A 23,192-nucleotide genomic window follows, 5' to 3' on the forward strand; every position below is an offset into this window, starting at 1 on the left:
CGGGCTCTCGGCGGGCTGGGGGTTCCGCGGCGGCGTCTGTGCCTGCGGCGGAGCGGAATCGGCCGGGCGAGGCGCGGGCTGCTGCGGCTCGACAGGGGCAGCAGGGGCCGGCGGGCGGGGACGACGGGGCGCGGGCGCCTCCGTCCTGGCCGTGCGCGGACGGGGTCTCGGCGGCTCGGGCGTCGGCTCGTCCTGCCGGAGACGGCGCGGAGCGGGCGTCTCGGCGGCGGGGTCGAAGACCGGGCGTTCACCCGTATGACGTGCGACGACGTCGGAAACGCTGATCCCGCCGTGGGTGTCCATCGAGCGGCGGCGGCCGCCGCGGCCGCGCTCACCGGCACTCCTGTCGGTGTGACTGTGGCGACCGGTTCCCGGGTTGTGGTGCTCGTCGGGCACTCGGTCTCCTTTCACAACTGGCGTCGAAGCTCTTTCGTTATCGTACGGACACCTCAGGTTCGTGACGACAACCATCCCGGAATTTTCTTCACCCAAGGTACCGAGAAGCGCCGAACGGTCCATGCGATCGGGTGAGCGGTCCTGGTTAAAGCTGCGTTAAAAGGGAGGAACCGTTACGCAGAGTGCGACGGTTTAACCGAGTGAGTGGCTAGGCGTCCGCGGACTCCGCGGCGTTCATCGTGTGGGGAATCGTCTGCGACGATTCCTTATCGTGATAGGCCACTTTGTTCCGGCCTGCCCGTTTCGCCATATACAACAAAGCGTCGGCGCGGCGCAACTGCCGCTCGGGTTCCACCGTGCGATCCGGTTCCGCGTGAATCTCGTGCGCGAGCCCGACACTGATCGTCACCGAGAGGCCGGGCCGGATCCGCGGCCACGGATGGCGGGCCACCCGGATACGGGCGGTGTCGGCGATGCGCACCGCGCGGGCGGCGTCGACGTCCGGGATGACGAGCGCGAACTCCTCGCCGCCGTAGCGCGCGCAGAACGCCTCGGGCGGAAGTCCCTGTTGCAGCAGGTCGGCCACCTCGCGCAGCACCCGATCGCCCACCAGATGCCCGAAAGTGTCGTTGACGCCCTTGAACAGGTCGAGGTCCACCAGCGCGATCGCGATCCCCGGCGGGCCGCGGTGTTCGACGGCCGGGCCGTGCAGCCATTGGTCGAGGTAACGGCGGTTGTAGCTGGACGTCAGCGTGTCCCGCAGGCTGCCGGCACGGGCGAGGTCGAAGGCGGATTTGAGGTGGTGGTAGGCGCGTCGCCAGTCACCCTGGGTGGCGAGAACCCCGGCGATCGACTCGTGAAGGCTGAGCAGATCGGTACTCGGCGCGCCCGGTGGGAACGCGGCCTCGTCGTCGGCTACCACGTTCACCTCCGCCACGAATTGGTTTTCGTCGTATAGGAGGCGGCTCTTGAGGTATCGGTACGGTCCGAAGTGAATATCGCTCAAGTGGACGACGGTTTCGCGCCATTGTCACGCACCGAAGTGCCGTTCTGTAAGGCCGAAAACGGCTCGACGTCTTTGAGCTGCGAAAACTGATCTTTCGCCCAGTAACTCACGTCTGCCACATCGTCATTCAGCAACAGTGCGTAATCACTCCAGCTCAGCCACCGCCAGTCGCCTACTTCATCCGGATGCGGTTCCGGGTCTTCGTCGACCCAGGCCACGAAGACCGGGCAGAACTCGTTCTCGACCACGCCCTCGAACGGCGGCGTCCGGTAGCGGTACGCCGGAAGGACGCACCGGAGCCCGTCCAGCCGGGGCAGCCCGAGCTCGAAGGCGGCGCGGCGCCGGACGGCCTCCTCGATCGGTTCACCCGGTGCGGGGTGCCCGCAGACACTGTTGGTCCATACCCGCGGCCACACCTTCTTCGACGCGGCGCGGCTGGTGATGAGCAGGGCCTGGTCGCTGCTGCGCAACAGATAGCAGGAGAACGCCAGGTGCAGCCGGGTGTTCTCGTGGTGCGCGGACAGTTTGGGCGCGGTTTCGCCGGTCGGCTCGCCGTCCTCGGTGACATAGACGATGCGTTCGGTGTCCACTTCGGTCGCGTTGTTCACCGGACCCACTGAACCAGCAGGCTCGCTGTAACCGGTACCGCGACCAGAGTTACCCCTGTTAGTGGGACGAGAGGTGCTCCACTAGCAAAGAAGTGACGGCCTCGGGCGCCTCTTCCACCACCCAGTGGGAGGCGTCCTGGATCATCTCGAAGCGGTACGGGCCGGTGACGCGGTTCGCGGTGTCGAGCGCGGCCGTCGAACCGAAGGCGGCGTCCTCGGTGCTCCAGATGTAGAGCGTCGGAACCTCGATCGGCCCGATCTTCCCGCCGGGACGGCCGGCGCGGTACCAGTTGAGCGCCGCTGCCAGCGCGCCCGGTTCGGATAGGCGCCGGACGTACTCGTCGATCTTGCTCGGCGACACCTTCCAGTCGAAGATGCGGCGCAGCGCGTCGGCGTTGTTCTCGAGCATCCGCCGTTCGGTGACGCGGGTCTGCCGCCACTCCGTCATGTACCCCGACCGGAGATGCTGGTCCTCGTCGGTCTTCATGGCCTCCGCCAGCGCCGCCGGATGCGGCGTCGAAACGACGGCGAGACTGCGGAGCCTGCCGGGATGCGCGTCGGCCGTCCACCACGCGACGGCGCCGCCCCAATCGTGCCCGACGAGATCGAATTCGTTCCACCCCAAACGATCCGCGATCGCGAGGACGTCACCGACGAGTTCGTCGATACCGTATGCGGAGGCCTGTTCCGGCCGGACGTCCGGCGAGTAACCGCGCTGATCCGGTGCCACCGCGCGATATCCGAGCACGCCGAGCGTCGCGACCTGGTGCTCCCATTCGACCGCGGCCTCGGGAAAACCGTGCAGCAGCAGGACAGGGCGGCCGTCTTCGGGGCCCGCCGCGATGGCGTCGAAGGTACCGGCCGCGGTCGGGATGCTCAGCTGCTCGATCACGAAGACGACTTTACGGGGGCCGGGCTCTTAGCCGCCGGAGTGCATGTCCTCGGCCTCGGGGACGCAGTCGTCGTCCGGATCGTCGAGCCAGCCGTGCGGCAGTGTGACCTTGCCCGGCGAGCCCTGCCGCCCGCGCGGACCGGTGGCCGCGCTGGGGAACGGCGCGTCGTGGTCGAGCTGGGCGATCAAGTCGTCGAGCTGGTCCAAACTGGACAGCATCGCGAAACCGCGGCGAAGTTCGGAGCCGACCGGGAAACCCATGAAGTACCAGGCCATGTGCTTGCGGATGTCGCGCATGGCCTTGTCGTGGCCGTCGTGTTCGACGAGCAGTTCCGTGTGGCGGCGCAGCACCTTGGCGACCTCGCCGAGATTCGGCGGCGTGGGCTGCGCGCGCCCGGCGAAGGCGGCTTCCAGTTCACCGAACAGCCACGGCCTGCCCAGGCAACCGCGCCCGACCACGACACCGTCGCAGCCGGTCTCGTCGACCATGCGCAGCGCGTCCTCGGCCGAGAAGATGTCGCCGTTGCCGAGCACCGGGATGCTGGTGACCGCTTCTTTGAGGGCGGCGATCTTCGTCCAGTCGGCTTGACCGGAGTAGCGCTGCGCGGCGGTGCGCGCGTGCAGGCTGACCGCCGCCGCGCCCTCGGCCTCGGCGATACGCCCGGCGTCGAGGTACGTCAGGTGGTCGTCGTCGATGCCCACGCGGAACTTGACCGTGAACGGCACGCCCGCCTCGGCCGCGGCCTTCGCCGACTCGCGCACGATGTCGGCGAACAGCTTGCGCTTGAACGGCAACGCCGCGCCGCCGCCCTTGCGCGTCACCTTCGCCACCGGGCAGCCGAAGTTGCTGTCGATGTGGTCGGCGAGGCCTTCGCCGGTGATGATCTTGACGGCTTCGCGCATGGTCTTCGGGTCGACCCCGTAAAGCTGCATGGACCTGGGCTTTTCGTTCTCGCCGAAGGTCATCATGTGCATGGTGCCGGGGTGGCGCTCGACCACCGCGCGGGCGGTGATCATCTCGCAGACGTAGATGCCCGCGCCGTACTCCTGGCACAGCTGCCGGAAGGCGACGTTGGTGATGCCCGCCATGGGAGCGAGCACGACCGGGGGATCGACCTCGTAGGGGCCGATCTTCAGGCTGGGCTTGCTCAGGGTGGCTGTCACGTCCTCCATTGTCGCCTGTGGTGTCGATCACGTCGACCAAGGGCTGCCCTGGCCGTCTACCGCGCCGATGGCGTCCGGCGTTTGCGGGCGGGACTTAAACGACGGTGTCAACTTGAACTTTCAACCTGTAGTCAACCGGGAGTTGGACTGAACTTGTCAGGGTGAACGTCTTGGTCTCATCTGGAGAAAGCTGGTTGACCACGCCGCCGGCGGTCCCGGCAATCTTCCCTTGGTTATCGAAAATGGTTGCCTTCAGGGCGACTGTGTGTTCGCTGGAGTCAACATTGGTTGCCTCACCGTAAACTTCGGTGCCATAAGATGTCGAGGTTGCACTGAAGTTGTCGATCGCAATCTTTGCGTTCTTGCTGGTTGGCTCATCTTGAGTTGATGCTGGAGTCGAAACGGCGATCGGCTTAGTCATTGAAGCGATCATGGCGAGAATCTGTTCTTTGAAAAATCGGGCCGCCCTGTTCCAGGATGTAGTCTTAACTACAATTCCAGAGTCGGACGACAGTCGAACGCTTAACTCGTCAAAGAATTCATCAATTTCAGACTCGCTTCCCAGTATGCCTATGTGCACATCGCCAATTTTCTGTGTTGCTTCTTGCCGTGTTAACGGCGGTACTACTACAGGATATGTGGGCTTCTCGAGGACCCAGGCTCCGCCTAGTTCCATAAGGCACATTGGCCTGCTAAGAAAAGTTTCAGAAACAAGTTCGATGACCAGGCTGGACTTCCGTAACTCCTCGCGGAGGTGGCTACGCACGTCTTGGCCTGATGGAATTCCCGACGAGCGGGCCGAGGAATAGAAGACGCGGTCTTCGGGCACGCCACCTAGAATTAGGGTGTCGCGAAGCAAGTCGGCAAGGGGGCGATCGGATGCGGCGTGGCTGATGAAGACCTTATTTGATTCCGTCAAGTCGACTACCTCTTCGGTCTTGTGGCGTAACGTTGGGTTCAGCACCTTGGCGCGGGCGGACCAATAATCGTTAAGGGTTTCGATGCTTCGAAGCGGTCGTATATGCCTGTTTATCAAAAATTCCCAGTTGCCATTTTTTCGCGTCGAACTACTCCACCACCAGCTGTCTATGGATAGCAGGTGTCCAACCTGTTCTAGCAGGCATGCCTGCCCTGCTGCTGGAAGTTGGAATCGTTTTGGCAGTTCCGAAGTCGCGAGCGTTGGCTCATCCGTGGCCTCGGTTGGCCTTCCGGGCCACTGCTTTTCCAGTTCGGCCGCGAATCGAATGGCCTGAAGGAAGATCGAAATAACTTCTTGGCTGCCGCTGCATGCTGATGCGCCCGCTACGGTGAGTCGAAGCTCGAGATCTGCGCGGAGAGGTTCCCGAACATCGGGAGACAGCATGCCGCTCGGCAAGCTGATGACGGCGTCGTACGCGTCAATCCCGAACTGTTGATCAAGCCTTCTGTCGACTTGACGGAGCGTCGGCCACCTGTTTTGGGCCACGAAGAGGTCCCAAATCGCCTGTAGGAAGCGGCGGTGGTTGTCGTCCACCGGCGATGGCAGCGTCACCCGCAAGATTCTGGCACGGCGGGTTGCATCTTGAGGTGGACGCCGCATGTCGGGAGTGTCGGCTAGCGTAAGTTATCAAAGTGTTGACATCGGGCAGCCGAAGTTGCTGTCGATGTGGTCGGCGAGACCCTCGCCGGTGATGATCTTGACGGCTTCGGGCATGGTCTTCGAGTCAACCCCGTAACGGACCGGCCTTGTGTCGAACCGACTCCCTCTACCCGGACGACCCAAAACCGCCCGTCACGTACCGCCGTTCCTCGGTAGGTCTTCGTTCGGTCCCCTCGGTGAGTCCCGCCTTGACCGTGTGGATTTTGGGACATCTGACGTCCCGAAATCCACACAGTGGCCGGGTTTTCACTTGATCCGGACGATTTTGCGGCAGCGCATCTGTCGCCGTCACCCGATCTCGGGTTCGGAAACTCGATGTTGCGAAGGAGGCACAGACCGTACCGATTGTGCCGGAAGGGGATGCTTAGGCTCGCCGGATGTCCGTGCTGCAGGCCTTCGCAGACGAGTCGTTCAAAGAGGACGACGACGGTGGCTTTTACGTACTCGCAGCCGCGATTCTCCCCATCGAACGGCATGCCGAGCTGCGTGAAGTCATGCTCGGTATGCGAGCCGGGCGAACGGGGAAGCTGCACTGGAACGTGCTGACCGGCGATCAGAAGCGAGCGGTAGTCAAGCGGGTCGCCGACTTCGAAGAGTTGCATCTGGTGGCGGTCGGAACCCCGGTGCCGGCGCGACGCCAGGAACGTGGCCGTTCGCTGTGCCTGCAACGCCTGGTGATGGAATTGCACGCGCTAGATGTCAGCCTCTTGGTCGCTGAAGGCCGCACAGTCCAACTTGACGCCCGCGATGTGCGCACCGTCCAGCAGACCCGTTTTTCACTGCCTCAAGGCGCCGCGTTTCGTGTTCGGCACGTTCGCGGTGCCGACGAGCCGTTGTTGTGGATCTCCGACATCGTCGCCGGGGCTGTTCGCGCTCGCCAGCAAGGAACTTCCGACTACGCCGACCGGTTGGCCGAGTACGTGATCGAGCTACAGGTCGACACCCGTGCCTGACCGCGGATACGCGTAAGGCCAGGGTCCCGGTATTCCCCGGGTGCACCTGGCCTTGCGACTCGTACGACACCCACGGTGCCGCACTCCGTGTCACCGAAATCGCTTTGGGTGACACCTCAAGCGTAGCGCATGTGGGCCAGATCGCGATGATCTTGCAGGTCGCGACCACATCGTCATCACGATTGAGTAGTGCTACGGATCCCGCGGCGGTCCTGAAGCCGCATGCTGTTCGCCATGACCACCGATGGGGATGTGCTCCTCAGGCTCGCCGGGGAGATCGACGACCTTGGGGCCCGCCTCGCGCGGGTCGGTACGGAGCTGCGGACCGCCCGGTCCGGGGCGGAACCGACGCACGAAGAGGCGCCGGAGCAGGCGCCCAAAGAGCAGGCGCCCAAGGAGCAGACGCTCAAGGAGCAGGCCGAGCAGCAGGCTCCGGCGCCGCCCGAGCAGCCCGCCGAGCCGCGAACCTCACCGCAGGCCGCCCAGGCCCAGCACCAACCGCAGGTACCCCTCCAGGCCCAGCCGCACCAGCAGCCTCAGCCCCAGATCCCGCAGCAGCCGTACCCGCGCTACTTCACGCACCCGCAGCACCCTCAGTACCAGGCCCAGTACCAGCAGGCCCAGTACGCGCAGTGGCAGCAGCAGAACCGCCAGCAGTACCCGCAGCCCCCGCAGCAGCCGTACCGCCCGTATCAGCCGGTCCCGCGGACCACGCTGTCCGAGAAGCTGAGCAAGGAGGGCGCCGGCAGCAGGCTGCTGGCCTGGGTCGGCGGCGCGGTCACGTTGCTCGGCATCGTGCTGTTCCTCGTGCTCGCCATCCAGCGCGGCTGGTTCGGACCGCTGCCGCGGGTGATCGGTGGCGCCGTCCTCGGCCTCACACTCGTCGGGATCGGCCTGAAGCTGCACCGCACCCCGGCGGGCCGCACCGGCGCGTTCGCGCTCGCCGCGACCGGGATCGGGGCGTTGTACCTAGACGCCATCGCCGCGACGACGATGTACGAGTACCTCCCGGCCTACGCCGGTCTCGCGATCGGGCTCCTGATCGCGGTCGGCGGGTTGCTGCTGGCCGTGCGGTGGAAGACGTCGCTGCTCGCGACGGCCGTCGTGCTCGGCTGTGTGGTCTGCGCGCCGTTGATCACGCAGGGTTTCACCCCCGAACTGGTCGCGTTCCTGCTGGTGGTCCAGGTCGCCTCGACGCCGGTGCAGCTGCGCCAGTCGTGGCCGTCGGTCGCGGTCGCCGCCGGGATCCCGCCGCTGGTCGCGTCGATCTTCAGCACGGCGTTCACCGGCTTCGGCGGCAGCGTCGCCAACACCGCCGCCGCGCTGGCCGCGGGTGCCGTCGGACTCACGCTCGCCCTGATCGTCACCACCAAGCGTCCGGGTGACGCCGCCGCGCTCGCCCTGCTCGCCGTCGCACCGGCGCCGTCGTTGCTCGCCGCGCTGTTCCTGCCGAAGACGTCGGCCGTGCTCGTCACCGCGTCGGTCGCGCTGGTGCTGCTGGGCGTGTGGGCGGCGGGCCAGTGGCTCAACGGCTGGACCGGCGACCTCGCGGGCGCCGCTGGGCTCCTGGCGGCCCTGCAGACGACGATGACGCTCTTCGACGGCAGTGCCCGCTCGGCGATCCTGATCGGCGAAGGGGTCTTGCTGGCCCTGGTCGCGTTGTGGACGAAGAAGCACGTCGCGCTCTTCGGCGGGCTGGGCTTCGCCGTCATCGGCGGGTTCATCGCGCTGGCCTTCGACGTTCCGCCGACGCTCTTCTTCCTGATCAGGAACCGGCCGGACGCCGACCTCGCCGCCGCCTTGCTGGTCGCCGTCGCGATCCTGGCCGTGTCGATCACGCTTCCGTGGGTCGCGCACCGGCTCGGGCTGTTCAAGGGCGCGTCGGAGAACGTCGTGCCGTGGCTCTTCGCCGGGGTCTGCGCGCTCTACGGCGCCGGCGCGATGGTCCTGTGCGGCGCGCTGCTGGCCGTCCCCGGCCGCTCGGGTTTCCTGGTCGGCCACGTGGTGATCACGGTGTCCTGGACGGTCGCCGCGCTCGTGCTGCTCATCCGCGGCATCGCGGTGGTCGGCCTGCGGGTGACCGGTCTGGTGCTGGTCGGCGCGGCGGTGCTGAAGCTGGTCCTGTTCGACCTCTCCGCGCTCGACGGCCTCGCCAGGGTCGCGGCCTTCCTCCTCGCCGGTCTGGTGCTGCTCGGCGCCGGGACGCGCTACGCCAAGCTCGTCGCGTCTCGCTGAGGCGGACACGGAAGAAATACCGGCGGGTCGTGGTTGGTCGGTTCATGACCTACCAACCCGACCCGCGCCTCGCCGAGCGGGCGAAGGAGAGCGTCGCCTGGCTGACCACCATCAGCCCGAAGGGCAGGCCTTCGCCTCGTCCGGTGTGGTTCGTGCTCGACGGTGAAGACATCGTCATCTTCAGCCGGCCGGACACGGCGAAGACCCGGCACATCGAAGCCAACCCCGAGGTCAGCCTCCACTTCAACAGCGACGAGCACGGCGGCTCGATCCTGGTGATCGGCGGCAAGGCCGAGATCCTGCCGGACGGTGTCGCGTCGGAGCAGCCAGGCTTCCTCGGCAAGTACGAGAAGCACTACCCCGCGATCGACTACGACACCCCGAAGTTCGACAGGGAGTACAACGTCCGGATCAGGATCCGGCCGGAGCGCACCTGGGGGTTTTAGAAAACACGGCTAGAAGTCGACCGTCACGCACGCCAGCCGTGCGCCCGCCGTCCCGGCGTGACCCGGGTCGGTGTGCGTATGCGTTTCGTGGATCACGATCGAATGGGCCCGCCGGGCGTCGAACGTCCAGTCCACTTTGGACACGGAGGCGCCGCGGCCGGCGGCATCGGTGGTGAGGTCGAGCCAGATCTCGTTGCGGGGGTTGGCATAGGCGGGATCCACCGACGGCTTCACCGGGTCTTCGACGTTCTGGTGGTGCGGGCCCGCGAGGTCTCCGGTGGCACCGCACGGCTTCGTGTGCGCGTGCGCGCCGTATTCGCGGTTGGGCAGCAGGCCGGTCACGAGGACCGCGGTCGAGGTGCCGTAAGCCTTCGAGGTCAACCCGAAGACGTGCGCGCGGGCACCGGGCGGGACCAATTCCGGTTTGTAGACCGTGAGGCCGCTCTTGGCGGTGATGACGTGCACCCGGGAACCGGGGGCGGCGGCGGTGGCGGGCCCGGCGCCGGAGGTGAAGGCCAAGGCGGCGGTGGACAGGACAAGGGCGACTAAGGGGACGGGGCGCATGCGCCCTGCTTAGTCCGCAAGACATCGGGCACGCCAGAGCGGTCACTCGGTCGGGCGATCATTCTCAAACTATGGGCAGGGTAAGTGAGTACTAATCCTCCGGATCGCACCTGGCTGGTCGCGGTCGCGGCCGCGCTTTGGGGCACTGACGGACTTCTGCGGCTTCCGCTCGCCGAAGCGCTCCCCGCGGCCACCGTCGTCTTCTGGGAGCACTTGCTGGTGGTGCTCGTGTTGAGCCCTCTCATCCCGGGCGCCTTCCGCGCGCTGCGCCGGGTCGGACCGCGGGAGTGGCTGGCCGTGCTCGCCATCGGTGGCGGTTCTTCCGCGCTCGCGACGGCGATGTTCACCGCCGCCTTCAAACTGGGCGACCCCGTGACGCCGTTGGTGCTGCAGAAGCTTCAGCCGGTGTTCGCCGTTCTGGCGGCGTATTTCGTGCTCCGCGAGCGGGTCCGTCCCGGATACGCCTTCTTCGCGATCCCGGCGCTGCTGGGTGCTTGGCTGCTGGCGTTCAAGGATCCGCTGAACATCCAGGTCGCCGCGGCGAAGGCGGCGCTGCTGGCGATCGGCGCGGCGGCGTTGTGGGCGGCGGGAACGGTGCTCGGCAGGCTGCTCTCCACCGAGCTGGCGCCGAAGGAGGTCACCACGCTGCGCTTCACCGTCGGGCTCCCGGTCGCGGCGGGGATCGTGGCGGTCCAGGGCGGTGGGTTCGCGGTCGGCTGGGACAACGCGGTCGGTCTCGTCCTGCTCGCGCTGGTTCCCGGTCTGCTGGCGCTGAGCCTGTACTACGTGGGCCTGCGGTCGACCCCCGCCGCGAGGGCAACGTTGGCGGAGCTGGCTTTCCCTGTCACCGCGGCTGTTATCGGCGTATCGTTCCTGAACGCGCATTTGTCCGGTACGCAGTGGTTCGGCCTCGCCGTCGTGGTCGTATCGGTGACTTCGCTCGGCTGGCACGAAAAAGTCAGGCGTCAACCGATGGTCTTGGAGCCGCCGCATGGTCGAGCACACCGAAGAGACGAAGAACGAGCGCCTGACCCGCAACGTCAGTGAACTCCTGCAGGAGCTCCGGGTCGCGCAGGCCGGTGTCCAGATCCTCTTCGGGTTCCTGCTCACTGTGGTGTTCACCGACGAGTTCCACGAGGCGAGCGGATTCGAGAAGTCCGTTCACCTGGTGGCCGTCCTGCTCACGGTGTGCTCGACGGTGCTGCTGACGGCGCCGGCCGCGTGGCACCGGCTGCTGTTCCGCACCGGGAACCGTGAGCGGATCCTCGTCTTCGGCAACCGGTCCGTCCTGGTCGGGCTCGGCTGCCTCGCGGCCGCGATCACCACGACCGTCGCGCTCATCGCCAAGGTCGTCTTCGGCCCGATCGCGATGACGATCCTCGGCGTGGTGACGGCGGTGCTGTTCGTCGTCCTGTGGTTCGTCGTGCCGAAGCTGATCGACCGGAACGGCGACTGATCAGCTCCGCGTGCGGACCGGGGTGCCGTCCGGCAGGCCGAACGCGGCGGGCGACACGGTCTTCGGGTCGTCCGGGCTCGCGCCGTGGATCACCCGGCGCGCGCCGACCCACGAGAACATCGCCTTGACCGAAGGCGAGTAGCCTGCCCCGTCCTCCGCGAGTTTCCGGTCGAGCACGCGGTATCCGGACGGTGTGCGCTCGACGAGGTAGACCATCGGCTGCCGGCGGAATCCGCTGCCGACGACGAGCCCGCCGCCTTCTTTCATGACCTCGTCGCAGCTCGCGACCAGGCCGATCTTGACACGCTCGCCGTCCGGCCGGGTCTCGATCACCTTCTGCGTGCACACCCAGCGGACGTCCGGGAAGCCGGTGCCCGCGAGCGTCCCCGCCCAGAGCTTCGCGCGCAGATGCTCGTCGATCGGAGGCAGCGCCTCCCTGGCGACGGCGTCGTCCACCGCCGGCATCTCGTCCACGATCCACCAGGTCGCCGCGGCCACCACCACACCGACCCCGGCGAGCACGGGCCAGCGTTTGACGTTCCCCATGTGACGAAGCTACCGAGCGGAGCAAGTGTTCATCCGCGGTTCGGGACGCGTTGCCCGCGGATCCGTAGGTTGCGGCCGTGAACGACTCCTCCAGACGGACCTTCCTGCGCGGCGCGGGCCTGCTCGGCGCCGGTGCGGCGGTGTCCGCGTTGCCTGCTCTCGGTGCCCCGGCGGCTTCAGCGACCTTCGGCCATCACGGCCCGGACACCGAAGACGCTTGCTTCACCCTCGCGGTCCTTCCCGACACCCAGTACCTCTTCGACGCCGACCGCGGCGACCCCGCGCCGCTGGACGCCACGCTGCGCCACGTCACGGGCGGCGACGAGAACATCGTGTTCCTGGCGCATCTCGGCGACCTCACCGAGAACGGGCAGCAGGGCGAGTTCGACCAGATCAGCCGGTCTTTCCAGCATCTCGACCGTCGCCGGTTCCCGTACAGCACGCTGGCGGGCAACCACGACATCAAGTCCTCGACCGACGACCAGCGCGGCCGCACGCCGTACCTCGACGCGTTCGGTCCGCAGCGGCAACGCGGCTCGCGGACCTTCCGCGGCGCGAGCCCGGACGGCTACAACAGCCACCACGTCTTCCGGGCCGGCGGTCGCGAGTGGCTGTTGCTCGCGCTCGACTGGCGGCCGTCGGCGGGCGGGCTGGAGTGGGCGCGGTCGGTGCTCCGCCGGAACCCGCGGCTTCCGGCCATCCTGACCATCCATGAATTGGTATGGGCCGACGAGGCGGGTCAGGCTCAGCTTTCGGAGTTCGGGCAGAAGGTCTGGGACGAGCTGATCGACGGGAACGACCAGATCTTCCTGACGCTCAACGGGCATTACTGGCCGCCGGGCCGCGCGGTGAAGCGCAACAAGGCGGGCAACGACGTTCATCTGCACATCACCAACTACCAGGACCGCTACTACGGCGGCAGCGCGATGATCCGGCTCTACCGGTTCGACCTCACGCGGAACGTGATCGACGTCCGCACGGTCTCGCCGTGGCTCGCCGACCAGGCGCCGCGGCTGAACGAGTTGCAGCGGCAGGAGATCGAGCGCACCGGCCCGGCGGACTACTTCAGCCTGGAGGTCGATTTCGACACGAGGTTCGCCGGTTTCGCGCCGGTCCCGGTCCCGCCCGCACGGCCCGCCGAACGGCAGCTGATCCGCGGGACCGTGGCGTACTGGCGGTTCGAAGGCCGCGACGGCGCACCGGTCAGCGCTGTCGATGGTGTCCGCGACCTGTCCGGCAGGGGCAACGACCTGGTCCGGGTGACCCTGCCCGGCAGCGCCGCGGGCGCGCTGCGGTTCTCCGGTGAGTTCTCCGGGCGGCAGCCGTCGAGGTCGAGCCTCCGGTTCGACGGCGGCAAGAAACCGGCTCGCGGGGCGTATCTGCGCACGGCGGACTCCGCGCCGATGAACGCGGAGGCGTTCGCTCGCGGCTACACCGTCGAGGCGTTCGTGAAGCTGCCCGAGGATTTCAAGGACGGCGGCCACGCGTGGGCCGCGATCTTCGGCAGGCAGGGCTCCGGCGGCAAGGCGGGGAAGACCGGCGACGATCCCGGCGAGCCCGCGGCCACACTGTCCCTTTCGGACGGTGCGGCGTTCCAGTGGGCGGTGTTCCCGGTGAACCAGAACGGGATCTCCACCTGCTGGGGCCACGAACTGGCGTTGAAGGAATGGATCCACGTCGCCGCTGTCAACGACGGCAGGCGGACGATGCTTTACGTCGACGGGTGCCCGGTGTTGCGGAATCCGAAGACGACGGCGGCGGGGATCGCGAATCCCGGCGGCTCCTGGCTGATCGGCGCCTACGCCTACGACTCGATCGTCGAGCAGGCGTTCCACGGCTGGCTGGGCGACGTCCGCGTGGTGGGGCGGGCGCTGGAACCCCGCGAGTTCATGCTCGGCTGAGCAGTTCGGGGCGGGCGGTTCAGGGCGGCGCGGATCGTGCGCGGTAATGGCGGGCTGTGGTCCCCATTATCGCGCACGATCATTTCCGGAGTGATACCGGGTCCCTCTTGACAAGGGGTGGACAATAAAAAATCGGCGCCCAAATCAGGAATGCTGATCTGAGCGCCGATTACCTGAGTAGTCTAAACGCTGTGAGGGGAACTTGTCAAATCAGGGGTACGACGAGGAATTGCGATCCGAACGGGAGTACATCGCGTCGCTCTACGAGCGGCTGGACACCGAACGTACGCGGGTGGGCGAAGCGTATGCCGGTGCGCTGAGGGGAGAAGGCTTCGCGCTGTCCGACCGGGAAGTCTCCGTCGGCACGAAAGCCCGCGAGATGGCCAGGCTGAAGATCGCCGACGAGGGCCTTTGTTTCGGCCGTTTGGACGCCCTTTCGGGAGGGCGGACGTACGTCGGGCGGGTCGGCCTTTTCGACGAACGGAACGACTACGAACCTTTGGTGCTGGATTGGCGGGCACCGGCGTCGCGCGCGTTCTACTGCGCGACCGGCGCGTCCCCCGAAGGAATGGCGCGACGCCGCCAGTTCCGCACCCTCGGCCGTAAGGTCCTCGATTTCACCGACGAGGTCTTCGGCCGTCCGGATCGGGCGGGGGAACGGGGTGACGTCGCGCTGCTGGCCGCGGTCAACGCGCCGCGCGGCGAGGGGATGCGGGACATCGTCGCGACCATCCAGGCGGAGCAGGACGAGATCATCCGGCTGGACCACCCGGGTGTCGTCGTGGTGGAGGGCGGCCCCGGCACCGGCAAGACCGCGGTGGCGCTGCACCGGGTGGCGTACCTGCTGTACACGAAGCGGGAGCGCATGGAACGCCGCGGCGTGCTCGTCGTCGGGCCGAGCAGTGGCTTCCTCGACCACATCGGCCGCGTCCTGCCGTCGCTCGGCGAGACCAGTGCCGTCTTCGCGACGCCGGGGGGCCTCGTCCCCGGCCTTCGCACCGAACGTGAGGACCCGCCGCCGGTGCAGCGGCTCAAGGGCTCGCTGGCGATCCTGGACGTGCTCGCGGCGGCGGTGCGGGACCGGCAGGAACTGCCCTCCGGACCGGAGCCGATCGAACTCGACGACGTCACCGTGCCGCTCGACGCCGAAATCGCGGCGGCCGCGCGCGAGGTGGCCAGGGACAGCGGCCTGTTGCACAACGAGGCGAAGGCCGTCTTCGAACGCGAGGTGATCACCGCGCTCACGGCCCGGGCGGTCGACCGGATCGGGGCGGGCTGGCTGCCGGTGGACGACAAGCACACCCGACCGGAGATGCTGAAGAACGTCCGGCGCGATCTGGAAGGCAGCGTGGGGCTCGGCACGGTGCTCGACCGCCTGTGGCCGGTGCTGACGCCGCAACGGCTGCTCGCCGGCCTCTACGCCTCGCCGGAGCGGTTGCGGGCGGCCGGGGCCGATCCGGCGCTGTTCCGCGAGGACGCGGCCGCGTGGACGGTGTCCGACGTGCCTCTGCTGGACGAGGCCGTCGAGCTGCTCGGCTGGGACCACACGGCCGAGCGGCGAGCGGAGGAGCGACGGCAGCTGGCACAGAAGGAGTACGCCGAGCGGGTGCTGGAACTCATCGAGGTCGAAGAGGATCACGACGACTACGAGTTCGCGCTCCGGCCGACCGATGTGCTGAAGGCCGAGGATCTGGCGGAGCGGTTCGCGAAACGCGACGATCGGGACCTGGCCGAACGCGCCGCCGCCGACCGGGACTGGACCTATGGCCACGTCGTCGTCGACGAGGCACAGGAACTGTCCGAAATGGACTGGCGGGTTCTGATGCGGCGTTGCCCCAGCCGGTCTTTCACCGTGGTCGGGGATCTCGCGCAGCGCCGGTCGCCGTCCGGCGCGCGGTCGTGGGACGCGATGCTCTCCCGGTACGTCGCCGACCGCTGGGTGTACCGGAAGCTGACCGTCAACTACCGGACGCCGTCGGAGATCATGGCGGTGGCGGCTTCACTGCTGGCGAGTTTCGCCCCCGACGTCGTTCCGCCGGAATCCGTGCGTTCGTGCGGCGTCCGGCCGTGGGCCCGTCGACTGTCCGAAGTGGACATGGAAGACGCCGTCGCGGAGTTCACCCGTGAAGAATCGGGGCGAGAGGGGACGTCGGTGGTCATCGGGCCGCCGGGGGTGCCGGGAGCGATCGCGCCGTCCGCGGCCAAGGGGCTGGAGTACGACGCCGTCCTGGTGGTGGAGCCGGAGCGGATCCTCGCGGAAGGCCCGAGCGGCGAGGCGGAACTGTACGTCGCGCTGACGCGGGCGACGCAGCGGCTCGGGGTGCTGCACAGCGGTCCGCTGCCGAAGGTCCTCCGCGGTCTCGAATCCGGACGGCGGACTCCGGACGCGTATCTGCGTTGCGTCTAGCCTCCCGCGCGTGCAATGAAAGGCCCGTTACTTGCAAATTTTGCAAGTAACGGGCCTTTCATTGCACTGAGCCGCGGGCTACCGGGTCAGGTTGCCCCAGGCGTATGTCTGTTTTGCGAGTTTCAGGTAGATCAGGGTCTCGGTGCTGACGACACCCGGGATGGGCCGGATGTCGTCGTTCAGCACACTCAAGAGGTGTTCGTCGTCCCGGCAGGCGACCTCGGCGAGCAGGTCGAAGCTTCCGGCCGTGAGCACGACGTAATGGACGTCCGGCAATCCGGAGAGCTGATCGGAAACAGCTCGCGGATCGCCTTGGACTCTGATCCCGACCATCGCCTGACGGCCGAGCCCGACATTCGCCGGATCCGTGACCGCGACGATCTGCATCGTCTCGTCCCGCAGCAGCCGTTGGACGCGCTGCCGTACGGCGCCCTCCGACAGTCCGACGGCCTTGGCCAGCGCTGTGAACGAGGCCCGCCCGTCGACTTGCAGTAGAGCGATCAGAGTGCGATCGGTATTGTCCAAACCTCTAGGTGTGCGCTGCTCCATCTGCGCGCGTGGTTCGTCACCCATGCCGTCCCTCCCTTTGTTTCGGCATGCGATTCTTGTCGCGCAGCGTATCGATCAATGTCTAGAATGCTACCGCCGTTAAGTTGTTTGTCGCGATTCTCTTTCTCGGAGCCGTCGTGCGAAGGATTCTGTCGCACGACCGGGAGGGCGCCGAGGTTTTCGGAAGGCGAGTCAGCCGAGATCGCGTTTCAGCAGGTCTTCCTCGGTTTCGCGCCGGACGAGCAGGGTCGCGGTGCCGTTCGAGACGCCGACGACCGGCGGCCTGCCGACGAGGTTGTAATTCGAGGCGAGCGAGTGGTGGTATGCCCCGGTGCACGGGACGGCCAGCAGGTCGCCGGGGTGGACGTCGTCGGGCAGGGAGAGCCCGTCGGCGAGGATGTCGCCCGATTCGCAGTGCCGCCCGACCACCGTCATCGGCCGCCTGGCCGCCCGGCTGCGCCTGCCGACCAGGCGTGCGGTGTACGCCGCCCCGTAGAGCGCGGGCCGCGCGTTGTCGCTCATCCCGCCGTCGACGGCGACGAACGTGCGCGAACCGCGTTTCACCGCGCAGACCCGGTACACGGTGATGCCCGCCGGGCCGACGATCGCGCGGCCGGGTTCGATCGTCAGTTTCGGCAGCGGGAAGGCGCGCGACGTGCATTCGTAGGCGAGTGCGACACGCAGACGCCGGACATAACCGTCGATGTCGAAACCGGTGTCCCCCGGCAGATAGCGGACGGCGTGCCCGCCGCCGAGGTCCAGTTCCCGCAGGGTGACGCCGTGGGTCTCGCGGAGCCCGGCGAGCACCCCGATCATCTTGCGGGCGGCCTGTTCGTAGAAGTCCACACGCGACACCTGCGAACCGATGTGGCAGTGCAGTCCGGCCAGGCGGAGCCCCGGCTGCGCGAGGACGGCGGAGACGGCTCGTCCGAGGTTGTCGCGGACCTCTTCGCGCAGTGAGAAGCCGAACTTCTGCCCTTCGGTGCCGGTGGTGATCGCCGCGTGCGTGCCGGCGGCGACGTCGGGTGTCACGCGGATCAGCACCTGCTGCGCGCCGGTGGCGAGGGCTCCGAGCTGCTCGATCTCGTCGAGCGAGTCCACCACGATCCGGCGGACGCCGTAGGACAGCGCGGCCTTGAGGTCTTCGGGGGTTTTCGCGTTGCCGTGCAGCAGGATCCGTTCGGCGGGGAAGCCGACCGACCGCGCGACGGCGATCTCGCCCGCCGAGCAGGTGTCGAGTGAAAGCCCTTCCTCGGCGACCCAGCGCAGGACCGCGCGGGTGCAGAGCGCCTTGCTCGCGTACGCCACCTCGGCGTCCGGCAGCGCCCGGCGGTAGGCGCGGGCGTTCTGCCGGACCTCGTCCTCGTCGAGCAGATACGCCGGTGTCCCGAACCTCGCGGCGAGGTGGGACACCGGCGCGCCGGCGAACAGCAGTTCCCCGCCGGGCCCGAGCCGGGTGCTCCGCGGCCAGACCCCCGGTTCGAGGTGGTCGGCGGCCTCGCAGCCGAGGCTGGGAAGGAGCTCGCTGAGCGTCACGGTTACCTCCGCGTCGATCGGTCAGTGCTCCGTCAGCACAACTCCGATCGGCCCGGCCCGGCCGCTTCGCCAACACCTCCCTGACGCCTTCCGGCGTGTCACTGACGCGTTGTTAACGCGCGAGTAACCCCGGCCACAGTGTTCAGGAGGCCGGTGTCAGCGAACCGGCTCCGGCACGGTGTCGAGCGCCCGCACCATGTGCACGGCCAGCGAGAACGCCGCCTCGTTGTCGAGTTCGGTGTGCTCGTTGACGATCTTCTTCACGGTGTCGACCCGGATCTCGTAGCGGGAGACGGGGACGGTGTCGGCGTTCATGGCGATCCTCTATTCGGTTGTTTCGGGTTTCGTGGCGCAGGTGCAACCGCGGCTGAACCCGCCTGCCGCGGTCGCGGTGCAGAAGCGCCGGGCGATCGCGTCGTGCGCGGACATCGGGTGCGGGCAGTTCGGGCAGCGGTCGTCGGCGGCGGGTTCCGCCACGTCGCCGAGGGAGCGGGAGGCGGTCATCGCGCGACCGCCGTCGCCGGGGCGCGCAACGGGGCGCCGACCTCGTGCAGATGTTTGAGGACGTATCCGTAGGACGCGGCCCAGCCGCATTGCGCGTAGTCGATGCCGTGCTTCGCGCAGAACTCCCGCACGATCACCTGCGCGTGCTTGAGGTTCGGCCGCGCCATGCTCGGGAAGAGGTGGTGCTCGATCTGGTAGTTGAGCCCGCCGAGGGCGAAGTCCACGACCGGCCCGCCGCGCACGTTGCGCGAGGTGAGCACCTGCTTGCGCAGGAAGTCGAGCTTGTGACCGGCCGACAGCGTCGGCATGCCCTTGTGGTTCGGGGCGAACGAGCAGCCCATGTACACACCCCAGAGGCCTTGGTGCACGGCGATGAAGACGAAGCCGACGCCCGGCGAGAGGACCACGAACACGGCTGTCAGGTACGCGGCGACGTGGGCGAGCATCAGCGCCGCCTCGAGCTTCCGGCGTTTGAAGCCGCGCTGGAACATCGCGGTCACGCTCGACGCGTGCAGGTTCAGGCCTTCCAGCAACAGCAGCGGGAAGAACAGGAACGCCTGGTACTTCGCCATCCAGCGCAGGAAGCCACGCCGCTCGGTGCCCTGCGCCTTGGTGAAGATGAGCGCGGCGAGGTTGACGTCCGGATCCTCGTCCTCGTGGTTGGGGTTGGCGTGGTGGCGGGTGTGCGTGCCGATCCACCAGCCGTAGCTGAGCCCGGTCAGTCCGCCGTGGACGAAGCCGGTGACGTCGTTCGCCTTGCGGCCGCGGAAGATCTGCTTGTGTCCCGCGTCGTGGCCGATGAAGGACAGCTGCGTGAACATCATCGCGAAGAACGCGGCGAGGAACAGCTGCCACCACGAGTCGCCCAAGTGCGCGAACGCGACCCAGCCGCCCGCGAAAGCGAGGAGGTTCAAGGAGATCTTCACCGCGTAGTACACGCGCCTGCGTTTGAGCAGGCCGGCGTCGATGACCAATTTGGACAGTTCGGCGAAGTCGCTGCCCTGCCTCGTCTGTGTGGAGGTCATGGGAGATCACACCGTTCTGGTCTCGTGAAAGTGGGCAAAATCCAGCAACGGGTTCAGAACACCGAAGGGGTCCGGTTCGGCCGAGAAGGGCACTGGTACCACAACACGCCACGGACGCTCCGTGGTCTTCTTCAAGCGTCCCACGCGAGCGGGGCGGAAGCAATTCACCAAATCAGCACGATCTGGCGTACAGTCAAGGACATCGAGGGAAACTTCCCCCGGTTCCGTCCGGTCGCGAGGTTCGACCGGAGACAGGAGCACCGGCCAGACATCGTTTCCCTCGCGTTCATGGTCCCGCCGGCTTTGACCGGTGAGCAGCCGCCCGCCGCGCTCCACCGCGCGCCCCGAGGCGCCCATAAGGGCCAAGCCGCGATCGTCGATGGCCACGACCCCTGACCTGTCGCCGTGTGCGCGCCCGCTTTTGCCGGGCGCGCACACGGTCTTTAATTTTTCAGCGCAGACAACATTTTCGAGCCCTTACGAATTCGCCGCCGGTCAGTGGGCGGACGTCCGGGCGGCGGAACCCAGCTTTGCCAAGGCTTCCTCGGCCCGACGAGCGCGACCGGGCCGGGTGTCCTGAAGAGTGGGACGGGTGTCCGGAGATCGCCCGGTCTCGGGTGCAACCGACCGGCCCGTTCCGCCCGTCTTCCTCGCATGCGAAGACAGTGGCTCTGGGGCACTCCGGCGAAACTGCTCCTCTTCGGCGCGGCGATCTTGTTCCTGAACGCCTCGTGTGGCCCGCCCGCGCTGGGCGACTCGTTCACGGTCCGCCTCGGCAGCTGGATCGTGCTCCCGAAGGAAGATCTCCGTCTCGGCTATCTCGCGGTACTGGACGAGCGGTGTGCGCCGGACGCCATGTGCGCGTCTGCCGGACGCGCGATCGTGACGATGTCCTACGCCCGACCGTCGACGGGCCCGAGGCTGTCCTTCACGATGGACGTGGTCGACCCGCGGCAGAAGACGTTCGGCGGCTATCGGGCCGACCGCGTGTCCCTCTCGCCCAACGCCGCCTTCCTCACCTTGCGGCTCGATCGGAGCGCGACGTCCACTTAGGACAGTGTGGCGAGGAACACTTCCAGCTGCTCGACGACGAACGCGTGGTCGTCGGCCTGAGGCAGTCCCGAGACGCCCACCGTGCCCACGGGCCCCACGCCGTCGACGATCACCGGGAAGACGCCGCCGTGCGCGGCGTACAGGTCCGGGTCCAGGCGCGAGTCGGCCTCGAACGTCGTGCCCTTCGCACGGAACCGCTCGCCGACGAGGAACGAGCTGTGCCCGTAGCGGTCGACGACGCGGCTCTTGCGGTCGATCCACGCGTCGTTGTCGGCCGAGGTGCCCGGCAACGCCGCGTGGAACAGCCGCTGGCCGCCGCGGCGGACGGAGACCGTCACCGGGAGGGCGTGGTCCCGTGCCGCCGTGAGCAGGTGGATGCCCAGCTTCAGCGCGGTCTCGTTGTCGAACCGGCTGAAGACCAGGCGCTCCTCCTGCGCGGCCAGGACGGCCAGGGTGTCATCGCTCATGCCACCCATTAAATCAACACTGTTGTGTAATAGCTACCGGAGTGCGTCCAGGGCGAAGGCGGCGTACATCGCGACGCCGTTGGCCATGGCGTCCTCGTCGAAGACCACGCGGTTCGAGTGGTTCGCCTCGACCGTGGCCAGGTCGGCATCGGGCGGGCAGGCGCCGAGGAAGGCGAAGGCGCCCGGAACGCGTTGCAGGACATAGGAGAAGTCTTCCGCGCCCATCACCGGGTTCTCCATGACCTCGGCGTTGCGGGCGCCGAGGACCTCGGCCGCCAGCTCCAGCACCCGTCCCGCGACCTGCGGATCGTTGACGGTGACCGGGTAGCCGGGGACGACTTCGGCACTCACGCGGACGCCGTGCGCGGCACCGATCGCCTCGCACACCTTCGGCAGTTCCTCGCGCACGAACGCCAGCGTCCGCTCGGACAGCGTCCGGATCGTGCCCTCCAGGAACGCCGTCTCCGGGATGATGTTCGTCGTCGTCCCGGCCTCGATGCGCGTCACCGAAACCACCGCGGGCTCGAACACGCTGACCTTGCGGGTCACCATCGTCTGCAGCGCGGTGACGATCGCCGCCGCCGCGGGCACCGGGTCGATCGCCTGATGCGGCGCCGAACCGTGGCCGCCCCGCCCGGTGACCTTCACGTGGAAGCTGTTCGCCGACGCCATGATCGGACCCGGTCGCGTCTGCACGATGCCGGACTCGACCTGGGTGAAGATGTGCAGGCCGAACGCCTTTTCGACGCGTTCGCCCGCGGCTTCGAGCACGCCCTCGTGAATCATGTGGCGCGCGCCGTGCTGGCCCTCTTCGCCCGGCTGGAACATGAACACCACCGAACCGGCCAGTTCGGCGGCGTGCTCGCTGAGCAGCCGCGCCGCGGACGCGAGCATCGCCACGTGGGTGTCGTGCCCGCAGGCGTGCATCACGCCGTCGTCGTCGGAGGCGAAGTCGAGGCCGGTGTCCTCCTGAAGCGGCAGCGCGTCCATGTCGCCGCGCAGAAGGATCGCCGGACCGGGCTTCCCGCCCCGGAGGACGGCGGTCAGCGAGGTGGTCGATTTGCCCTCGGTGATCTCCAGCGGCAGGCCCTCGAGGGCCTGCCTGATCGAGGCCTGGGTCTTCGGCAGTTGGAGGCCGAGCTCCGGATTCCGGTGGATCTCCCGGCGGAGCTCTACGGTTTTCGCTTGGAGCGCGCGGGCTTCGGCCAGCAAACCGGCGAAGCGCGCGTCGGGGAGGGTGGGCAGGTCGGTGGGTCCGGTCATGTCTCGATAGTGGCGCATGCGGCGCTTCAGGTGCACCGTGCGTGCGTTCCGAATGCGGGCGGAATACGGTGTGCGCATGGCGGTGCAAGAGCCGATCACGGGGTTCGCGGTGGCCGTGGTGCGGGAGGACGGTCGGTGGCGGTGCAGCTCTCTTGATCCAGGGGCACTCGCCGAACTCGACGCTGCGATCACCGAGCTCGGCAAACTGCGTTCCACCGGTGCCGCCTTCGGGCTGCTGGCGATCGACGACGAGTTCTTCGTGATCGTCCGGCCGAGTCCCAGAGGGCCCTCACTGCTGCTGTCCGACGCCGCGGCGGCGCTCGACTACGACATCGCCGCGGACGTCCTCGACGTGCTGAGAGTCGATCCACCGGACGAGGACGACGACGCGGTCTGGCCCGAAGGCGACCTGGAGATCCTGTCCGATCTCGGCTTGCCGGGGGCCGAGCTCCAGGTGATCGTCGGCGAGGTCGACCTCTATCCCGACGAACAACTCCAGATGGTCGCGCAGCGGTGTGGATTCGCCGCCGAGTTCACCAAGATCCTGGACGAGATCTGAGCCCCTCCGCCTCCGCCGCCGAC

The 23,192-nt window shown here is 67.7% G+C and carries 24 protein-coding genes; 9 read left to right on the forward strand and 15 right to left on the reverse strand.

The features are described 5' to 3' along the window. Positions 1-604: 604 nt before the first annotated feature. The 5 genes from ACLJPX_RS36315 to ACLJPX_RS36335 all read right to left on the reverse strand — a co-directional run bounded on the left by ACLJPX_RS36315 (position 605) and on the right by ACLJPX_RS36335 (position 5,597). On the reverse strand, positions 605-1,333 hold the full coding sequence (locus ACLJPX_RS36315) for a GGDEF domain-containing protein (protein WP_410604854.1): 729 nt from the start codon (positions 1,331-1,333) through the stop codon (positions 605-607). A 65-nt stretch (positions 1,334-1,398) separates the two neighbouring features. Further along, positions 1,399-2,010: an isopentenyl-diphosphate Delta-isomerase gene (gene idi, locus ACLJPX_RS36320; RefSeq protein WP_410604855.1), complete on the reverse strand. Its 612-nt coding sequence runs from the start codon at positions 2,008-2,010 to the stop codon at positions 1,399-1,401. A 58-nt stretch (positions 2,011-2,068) separates the two neighbouring features. Beyond that, positions 2,069-2,902, reverse strand: coding sequence for an alpha/beta fold hydrolase (locus ACLJPX_RS36325; RefSeq protein ID WP_410604856.1), 834 nt, complete (start codon positions 2,900-2,902; stop codon positions 2,069-2,071). 27 nt (positions 2,903-2,929) lie between these two features. Continuing rightward, positions 2,930-4,075, reverse strand: a complete 1,146-nt coding sequence (dusB, locus tag ACLJPX_RS36330) for a tRNA dihydrouridine synthase DusB (RefSeq protein ID WP_410604857.1) — start codon at positions 4,073-4,075, stop codon at positions 2,930-2,932. Positions 4,076-4,160: 85 nt separating this feature from the next. Beyond that, on the reverse strand, positions 4,161-5,597 hold the full coding sequence (locus ACLJPX_RS36335; RefSeq protein WP_410604858.1) for a TIR domain-containing protein: 1,437 nt from the start codon (positions 5,595-5,597) through the stop codon (positions 4,161-4,163). 485 nt (positions 5,598-6,082) lie between these two features. Between ACLJPX_RS36335 and ACLJPX_RS36340 the strand changes: the two genes are divergently transcribed. The 3 genes from ACLJPX_RS36340 to ACLJPX_RS36350 all read left to right on the forward strand — a co-directional run bounded on the left by ACLJPX_RS36340 (position 6,083) and on the right by ACLJPX_RS36350 (position 9,339). Continuing rightward, the gene (locus ACLJPX_RS36340; protein ID WP_410604859.1) at positions 6,083-6,658 is read left to right on the forward strand and encodes a DUF3800 domain-containing protein; all 576 of its coding nucleotides are present in this window, start codon (positions 6,083-6,085) and stop codon (positions 6,656-6,658) included. Positions 6,659-6,880: 222 nt separating this feature from the next. Continuing rightward, on the forward strand, positions 6,881-8,893 hold the full coding sequence (locus ACLJPX_RS36345; protein WP_410604860.1) for a DUF2339 domain-containing protein: 2,013 nt from the start codon (positions 6,881-6,883) through the stop codon (positions 8,891-8,893). 44 nt (positions 8,894-8,937) lie between these two features. Beyond that, positions 8,938-9,339, forward strand: a complete 402-nt coding sequence (locus ACLJPX_RS36350) for a TIGR03667 family PPOX class F420-dependent oxidoreductase (RefSeq protein WP_410604861.1) — start codon at positions 8,938-8,940, stop codon at positions 9,337-9,339. 9 nt (positions 9,340-9,348) lie between these two features. Here the strand turns inward: ACLJPX_RS36350 and ACLJPX_RS36355 are convergent, their stop codons facing one another. Further along, complete coding sequence (locus ACLJPX_RS36355; RefSeq protein WP_410604862.1) at positions 9,349-9,903, reverse strand: superoxide dismutase; 555 nt, start codon at positions 9,901-9,903, stop codon at positions 9,349-9,351. 84 nt (positions 9,904-9,987) lie between these two features. Here ACLJPX_RS36355 and ACLJPX_RS36360 point away from each other — a divergent pair, with 84 nt between their 5' ends. Then, entirely contained in the window at positions 9,988-10,950 is a 963-nt protein-coding gene (locus tag ACLJPX_RS36360; protein WP_410604863.1) for a DMT family transporter, read from the forward strand. Further along, positions 10,895-11,359: a DUF6328 family protein gene (locus ACLJPX_RS36365; RefSeq protein WP_410604864.1), complete on the forward strand. Its 465-nt coding sequence runs from the start codon at positions 10,895-10,897 to the stop codon at positions 11,357-11,359. The genes ACLJPX_RS36360 and ACLJPX_RS36365 overlap by 56 nt, the downstream gene beginning before the upstream one ends. Here ACLJPX_RS36365 and ACLJPX_RS36370 read toward each other — a convergent pair whose 3' ends face one another. After that, a complete protein-coding gene (locus ACLJPX_RS36370; RefSeq protein ID WP_410604865.1) occupies positions 11,360-11,905 on the reverse strand; it encodes a hypothetical protein in 546 nt (181 codons plus the stop codon). It abuts the gene before it with no gap. 77 nt (positions 11,906-11,982) lie between these two features. Between ACLJPX_RS36370 and ACLJPX_RS36375 the strand changes: the two genes are divergently transcribed. Both ACLJPX_RS36375 and helR read left to right on the forward strand, forming a co-directional pair. Continuing rightward, entirely contained in the window at positions 11,983-13,806 is a 1,824-nt protein-coding gene (locus ACLJPX_RS36375; protein ID WP_410604866.1) for a LamG-like jellyroll fold domain-containing protein, read from the forward strand. Between the two features lie 202 nt (positions 13,807-14,008). Next, positions 14,009-16,213, forward strand: coding sequence for an RNA polymerase recycling motor ATPase HelR (gene helR, locus ACLJPX_RS36380; RefSeq protein WP_410604867.1), 2,205 nt, complete (start codon positions 14,009-14,011; stop codon positions 16,211-16,213). Between the two features lie 78 nt (positions 16,214-16,291). Here helR and ACLJPX_RS36385 read toward each other — a convergent pair whose 3' ends face one another. The 6 genes from ACLJPX_RS36385 to ACLJPX_RS36410 form a co-directional block, all read right to left on the reverse strand. After that, positions 16,292-16,786, reverse strand: a complete 495-nt coding sequence (locus ACLJPX_RS36385; protein WP_410604868.1) for an Lrp/AsnC family transcriptional regulator — start codon at positions 16,784-16,786, stop codon at positions 16,292-16,294. 168 nt (positions 16,787-16,954) lie between these two features. Then, positions 16,955-18,298 carry a diaminopimelate decarboxylase gene (gene lysA, locus ACLJPX_RS36390; protein WP_410604869.1) on the reverse strand — a complete coding sequence of 448 codons (1,344 nt, stop codon included), beginning with the start codon at positions 18,296-18,298 and terminating at the stop codon, positions 16,955-16,957. A 156-nt stretch (positions 18,299-18,454) separates the two neighbouring features. Next, positions 18,455-18,613, reverse strand: coding sequence for a DUF6307 family protein (locus ACLJPX_RS36395; protein WP_168214436.1), 159 nt, complete (start codon positions 18,611-18,613; stop codon positions 18,455-18,457). Positions 18,614-18,622: 9 nt separating this feature from the next. Further along, positions 18,623-18,802 (reverse strand): RGCVC family protein, encoded by a 180-nt coding sequence (locus ACLJPX_RS36400; RefSeq protein ID WP_410604870.1) that lies wholly within the window; start codon positions 18,800-18,802, stop codon positions 18,623-18,625. Continuing rightward, positions 18,799-19,827: a fatty acid desaturase family protein gene (locus ACLJPX_RS36405; protein WP_410604871.1), complete on the reverse strand. Its 1,029-nt coding sequence runs from the start codon at positions 19,825-19,827 to the stop codon at positions 18,799-18,801. The genes ACLJPX_RS36400 and ACLJPX_RS36405 overlap by 4 nt, the downstream gene beginning before the upstream one ends. Before the next feature lie 6 nt (positions 19,828-19,833). Then, positions 19,834-20,214, reverse strand: a complete 381-nt coding sequence (locus tag ACLJPX_RS36410; protein ID WP_410604872.1) for a hypothetical protein — start codon at positions 20,212-20,214, stop codon at positions 19,834-19,836. Between the two features lie 267 nt (positions 20,215-20,481). Here ACLJPX_RS36410 and ACLJPX_RS36415 point away from each other — a divergent pair, with 267 nt between their 5' ends. After that, on the forward strand, positions 20,482-20,880 hold the full coding sequence (locus ACLJPX_RS36415; RefSeq protein ID WP_410604873.1) for a hypothetical protein: 399 nt from the start codon (positions 20,482-20,484) through the stop codon (positions 20,878-20,880). Here ACLJPX_RS36415 and ACLJPX_RS36420 read toward each other — a convergent pair. Beyond that, the gene (locus ACLJPX_RS36420) at positions 20,877-21,347 is read right to left on the reverse strand and encodes a heme-degrading domain-containing protein (protein ID WP_410604874.1); all 471 of its coding nucleotides are present in this window, start codon (positions 21,345-21,347) and stop codon (positions 20,877-20,879) included. The genes ACLJPX_RS36415 and ACLJPX_RS36420 overlap by 4 nt on opposite strands. 33 nt (positions 21,348-21,380) lie before the next feature. Then, positions 21,381-22,610 carry a M20 metallopeptidase family protein gene (locus tag ACLJPX_RS36425; protein WP_410604875.1) on the reverse strand — a complete coding sequence of 410 codons (1,230 nt, stop codon included), beginning with the start codon at positions 22,608-22,610 and terminating at the stop codon, positions 21,381-21,383. A 76-nt stretch (positions 22,611-22,686) separates the two neighbouring features. Here ACLJPX_RS36425 and ACLJPX_RS36430 point away from each other — a divergent pair, with 76 nt between their 5' ends. Next, positions 22,687-23,169: a tRNA adenosine deaminase-associated protein gene (locus ACLJPX_RS36430; RefSeq protein ID WP_199192882.1), complete on the forward strand. Its 483-nt coding sequence runs from the start codon at positions 22,687-22,689 to the stop codon at positions 23,167-23,169. The last annotated feature ends 23 nt before the right edge of the window (positions 23,170-23,192 follow it).

It is taken from the genome of Amycolatopsis sp. lyj-90 (assembly GCF_046549035.1).
Taxonomy (GTDB): Bacteria; Actinomycetota; Actinomycetes; order Mycobacteriales; family Pseudonocardiaceae; genus Amycolatopsis.

Bases quoted from the DNA above. Each gene is read 5' to 3' on its own strand.
- dusB (WP_410604857.1), bottom strand. From the start codon at position 4,075: ATGGAGGACGTGACAGCCACCCTGAGCAAGCCCAGCCTGAAGATCGGC.
- ACLJPX_RS36370 (WP_410604865.1), bottom strand. From the start codon at position 11,905: ATGGGGAACGTCAAACGCTGGCCCGTGCTCGCCGGGGTCGGTGTGGTG.
- ACLJPX_RS36350 (WP_410604861.1), top strand. From the start codon at position 8,938: ATGACCTACCAACCCGACCCGCGCCTCGCCGAGCGGGCGAAGGAGAGC.
- ACLJPX_RS36365 (WP_410604864.1), top strand. From the start codon at position 10,895: ATGGTCGAGCACACCGAAGAGACGAAGAACGAGCGCCTGACCCGCAAC.
- ACLJPX_RS36340 (WP_410604859.1), top strand. From the start codon at position 6,083: ATGTCCGTGCTGCAGGCCTTCGCAGACGAGTCGTTCAAAGAGGACGAC.
- ACLJPX_RS36345 (WP_410604860.1), top strand. From the start codon at position 6,881: ATGCTGTTCGCCATGACCACCGATGGGGATGTGCTCCTCAGGCTCGCC.
- ACLJPX_RS36415 (WP_410604873.1), top strand. From the start codon at position 20,482: ATGCGAAGACAGTGGCTCTGGGGCACTCCGGCGAAACTGCTCCTCTTC.
- ACLJPX_RS36355 (WP_410604862.1), bottom strand. From the start codon at position 9,903: ATGCGCCCCGTCCCCTTAGTCGCCCTTGTCCTGTCCACCGCCGCCTTG.
- ACLJPX_RS36395 (WP_168214436.1), bottom strand. From the start codon at position 18,613: ATGAACGCCGACACCGTCCCCGTCTCCCGCTACGAGATCCGGGTCGAC.
- ACLJPX_RS36405 (WP_410604871.1), bottom strand. From the start codon at position 19,827: ATGACCTCCACACAGACGAGGCAGGGCAGCGACTTCGCCGAACTGTCC.
- ACLJPX_RS36425 (WP_410604875.1), bottom strand. From the start codon at position 22,610: ATGACCGGACCCACCGACCTGCCCACCCTCCCCGACGCGCGCTTCGCC.
- ACLJPX_RS36400 (WP_410604870.1), bottom strand. From the start codon at position 18,802: ATGACCGCCTCCCGCTCCCTCGGCGACGTGGCGGAACCCGCCGCCGAC.
- ACLJPX_RS36385 (WP_410604868.1), bottom strand. From the start codon at position 16,786: ATGGGTGACGAACCACGCGCGCAGATGGAGCAGCGCACACCTAGAGGT.
- ACLJPX_RS36430 (WP_199192882.1), top strand. From the start codon at position 22,687: ATGGCGGTGCAAGAGCCGATCACGGGGTTCGCGGTGGCCGTGGTGCGG.
- ACLJPX_RS36420 (WP_410604874.1), bottom strand. From the start codon at position 21,347: ATGAGCGATGACACCCTGGCCGTCCTGGCCGCGCAGGAGGAGCGCCTG.